Annotated in this window: 3 protein-coding genes; all 3 read right to left on the reverse strand. The window is 72.3% G+C overall.

Going from position 1 to position 3,478, the window contains the following annotated elements; all coding sequences use genetic code 11:
• Positions 1-240 precede the first annotated feature (240 nt).
• Entirely contained in the window at positions 241-1,263 is a 1,023-nt protein-coding gene (locus AB8Z36_RS32340) for a DNA-3-methyladenine glycosylase family protein (protein ID WP_369216945.1), read from the reverse strand.
• Between the two features lie 90 nt (positions 1,264-1,353).
• Complete coding sequence (locus tag AB8Z36_RS32345) at positions 1,354-2,436, reverse strand: sugar phosphate nucleotidyltransferase (protein WP_369216946.1); 1,083 nt, start codon at positions 2,434-2,436, stop codon at positions 1,354-1,356.
• Positions 2,437-2,557: 121 nt separating this feature from the next.
• The coding region (locus tag AB8Z36_RS32350) for a peptidoglycan recognition protein family protein (RefSeq protein WP_369216947.1) at positions 2,558-3,478 on the reverse strand (921 nt) is incomplete at its 5' end.

Consider the following 3,478-nt stretch of genomic DNA (forward strand, 5'->3'; position numbering starts at 1 on the left):
GGGCCTGGCGGGGGCCTTGGGCGGCTTTTCGGGTGCGGGTCGCTCTCGTTTTCCGCGCAGTTCCCGCGGGGCCTGGCGGGCCTTGGGCCGTCTCTTGGGTGCGGGTCGCTCTCGTTTTCCGCGCAGTTCCCCGCGCCCCTGAGGCTGCTTACCCGCCCGTCGGCTTGGGGCGGGCTTCGTGTCCCTGGGCTGGTGCCCCGTGGCCGTGCCTTCGGCTGCCTCGGGGTGGGTGGGGCTTGGTCAGAGCAGGGCGATGTTTGTTCTTGGCATTTTGGGTTTTCTTCTCGGTGGGGTGTGGCCCGTCAGGAGGATGAGGCGGGCCGCTCTGTGGCGCTGGCCCTCGTAGGGGGTCAGGAGGCGGAGCATTTCCTCGTCGTCCGCTTCGCGGTTGGCCGCCAGGGCGTGGCCGATGATGCCGGGGAGGTGGAGGTCGCCCACCGTCACCGCGTCGGCGGCGCCATTCGTGCGCTGGACCGTTTCCGACGAGGTCCAGGGGCCGATGCCCGGGATCAGTTCCAGGCGGGCCTGGGCCTGCGGTGGTTCCATCGACGCCGCTTCCTCCAGGCGCCGGGCCACCCGTACGGCCCGCAGGATCGTCGACGCCCGCTTGTCGTCGACGCCCGCCCTGTGCCACTCCCAGGAGGGGATCAGCGCCCAGGTGCGCGGGGACGGCATCACGTACAGGTCCGTGTTCGGGCCCGGGGCCCGCTCGCCGTGGCCCCTGACCAGGAGACGCCAGGCCCGGTAGGCCTCCTCCACCGTGATCTTCTGCTCAAGGATCACGGGGATCAGGCATTCCAGGACCAGGCCCGAGCGCACCAGGCGCAGGCCCTGGCGGCGGCGGGCCGACGCCGCGACCAGGCGGTGGCGGGGCTCGAAGGCCCCGGGGTCGTCCGCCTCGCCGAGGAGCGTGGGCAGGCGGTCCAGGAGCCAGTCCGCCCCCTCGCCCCAGGCCTCGGCCTCCACCGTGCCGGAGCGCATCGCCACCCGCAGCGTCCCCGGGCCCTCCGGCGTACGGCTCGCGCGCCAGATCGAGCCGTCGGGTGTCGTACGGAACGTCGGGTCCCACGGGCCCCGCCGCAGCGGGCCCAGCGTCAGGCCGAGGTCCAGCGCGAAGGGCGGCTGCCACGTACGGCTCAGGGGCGCCGACGCCTGACGCGGGACGCCCCCGGGTACGACCGTCTCGCCACCGCGCACCGAGGTACGCGTGGGACCCATGGGACCCGTGGGACCCATGGGACGCGGGGCGAAACGAGACGACATTCGTATGAGGGTAAGGGGTCCGGCCCCGGGAGTGGGTACGGATGCCATGCGGGTGCGGATGCGATGCGGGTGCCGTGGAGCGTGCCCGCTCTACTGGTCCGAGGAGAAGCGGACCGCCCCCCGCGGCAGTCGCGCGTCGCACCAGACGCGTACGCCCTCGCGGAGTTCGTTGTCCGCGCCGACCGTCGCCGCGTCGCCGATGACCGCTCCGGCGAGGACCGAGCGCGCGCCGATCCGGGCGCCCGCGCCGATCAGGGAGTCGGTGATCACCGCGCCCGGCTCCACGACCGCGCCCGCGAGGACCGCGCTGCCCGCGATCCGCGCCCCCTCGCCGATCCGGGCGTCCGCGCCGATCACCGTGCCGCCGGTGAGCTTGGCGTCCGGGGCGACCGAGGCGGAGGGCAGGACGAGGTGCTCGCCGCAGCGGCCGGGGACCGCGGGGGACGGGGCGCGGCCGAGGACGAGGTCGGCGGAGCCGCGTACGAACGCCTGGGGCGTGCCCAGGTCGAGCCAGTACGTCGAGTCGACCATGCCCTGGAGGTGGGCGCCGGTGGAGAGCAGGTCGGGGAAGGTCTCGCGTTCGACCGAGACGGGACGGCCCGTGGGGATCGTGTCGATGACCGAGCGGCGGAAGACGTACGCTCCCGCGTTGATCTGGTCGGTGACGATCTCCTCGGGGGTCTGCGGCTTCTCCAGGAAGGCGGTGACCCGGCCGGTTCTGTCGGTGGGGACAAGACCGTACGCCCGGGGGTCGTCGACCCGGGTCAGATGCAGGGAGACGTCCGCGCCCGAGGTCTCGTGGGTGGCCACGAGGGCGCGGATGTCCAGGCCCGTGAGGATGTCGCCGTTGAAGATCAGGACCGGTTCGTCGGGGCCGGACCGCAGCCGCGACGCCACGTTGCGGATGGCGCCGCCGGTGCCGAGCGGTTCGGTCTCCGTGACGTACTCGATGTGGAGGCCGAGCGCCGAGCCGTCGCCGAAGTAGGGCTCGAACACCTCGGCGAGGTAGGAGGTGGCGAGGACGATGTGTTCCACGCCCGCCGCGCGGGCCCGCGCGAGCTGGTGGGTGAGGAACGGGACGCCCGCCGCCGGAACCATCGGCTTGGGGGTGTGGACCGTGAGCGGTCGCAGCCGGGTTCCCTTGCCGCCGACCAGGAGGATCGCTTCTGTCACCTGTCGTCTCTGCTTCCTGCTGGGGCCGGCCGAACTTGAGTTTCGGCCGGCCAGTGTATGCAGACGGCTGTGCAGATCGTGCAGAACGTGCGATTCGTGCCGTGCGGGTACGGGTGCGGTTTCAGCGGCCCTGGAGCTTGGCCGATGCCGACCGGGTCGTGCCGAGCTTCTTGTAGAGGCGGGCGCCGGGACACGCCGTGGCGAAACCGTCCCGGTGACCGGAGATCACCTTGAGCCTGGCGTTCGTGCCCTTCTTGTACAGGTTGCCACCGGCGGACTTCAGTGTGGTCGTTCCGCTCGGATTGCGGCCGTGCAGACCGAGCTTCCAGGCCACCAGGCGCGAGACCGCGTTCACGGCCGCCTTCGGCGGGTTCTTCGTGCCGTAGGAGCCGATGATGGCGACGCCCGTGGTGTCGGTGTTGAAACCGAGAGTGTGGGCCCCGAGGACCGGCTTGGCCACACCTCCGGCACGGCCTTCGTAGATGTTTCCGCACTTGTCGATCGCGAAGTTGTAGCCGAAGTCGCGCCAGCCGCTGCTCCTGACGTGGTAGCGGTAGATGCTGCGGAGCACCGACGGGGCCTGTGCGCAGGTGTAGTTGTTGCCCGAAGCGGTGTGGTGCAGGAAGGCCGCCTTCACGGTCTTGGTGTACGCGAAGTTCTTCTCGCGCAGCTTCTCGTCCGCGCCCCAGCCCTTGCGGGTGACGATGCGCGGCCGGGGTCCGATGTAGGGCTTCGCCTTGGCGGCGCCCGCGCTCAGGGTGGCCGTCAGGCCCGCCTCGGTCTGCTGCTTCGTCAGTTCCGGGATGACGGAGGCGCCGATCGGGACGAGCCCCGCGTTCACCGCCGCCGTGGCGGTGGCCTCGGCGGACAGGGCGGCCTGGGGCGCCTCGGGCAGGGTCCCGCGGGGCGGGGTCTCGTCGCCGGGGCTGACCAGTTCCAGGCGCAGTCCGCCGGGGAGCGCGACGCCCCCGGCTCGGTCCGCGCCGGTGGCCGGCTCCGGGCGGACGCGGATCTCCACGCCGTCGGAGTCACCGACCCAGAG

It is taken from the genome of Streptomyces flavofungini (assembly GCF_041028215.1).
Classification (GTDB): Bacteria; Actinomycetota; Actinomycetes; order Streptomycetales; family Streptomycetaceae; genus Streptomyces; species Streptomyces flavofungini_B.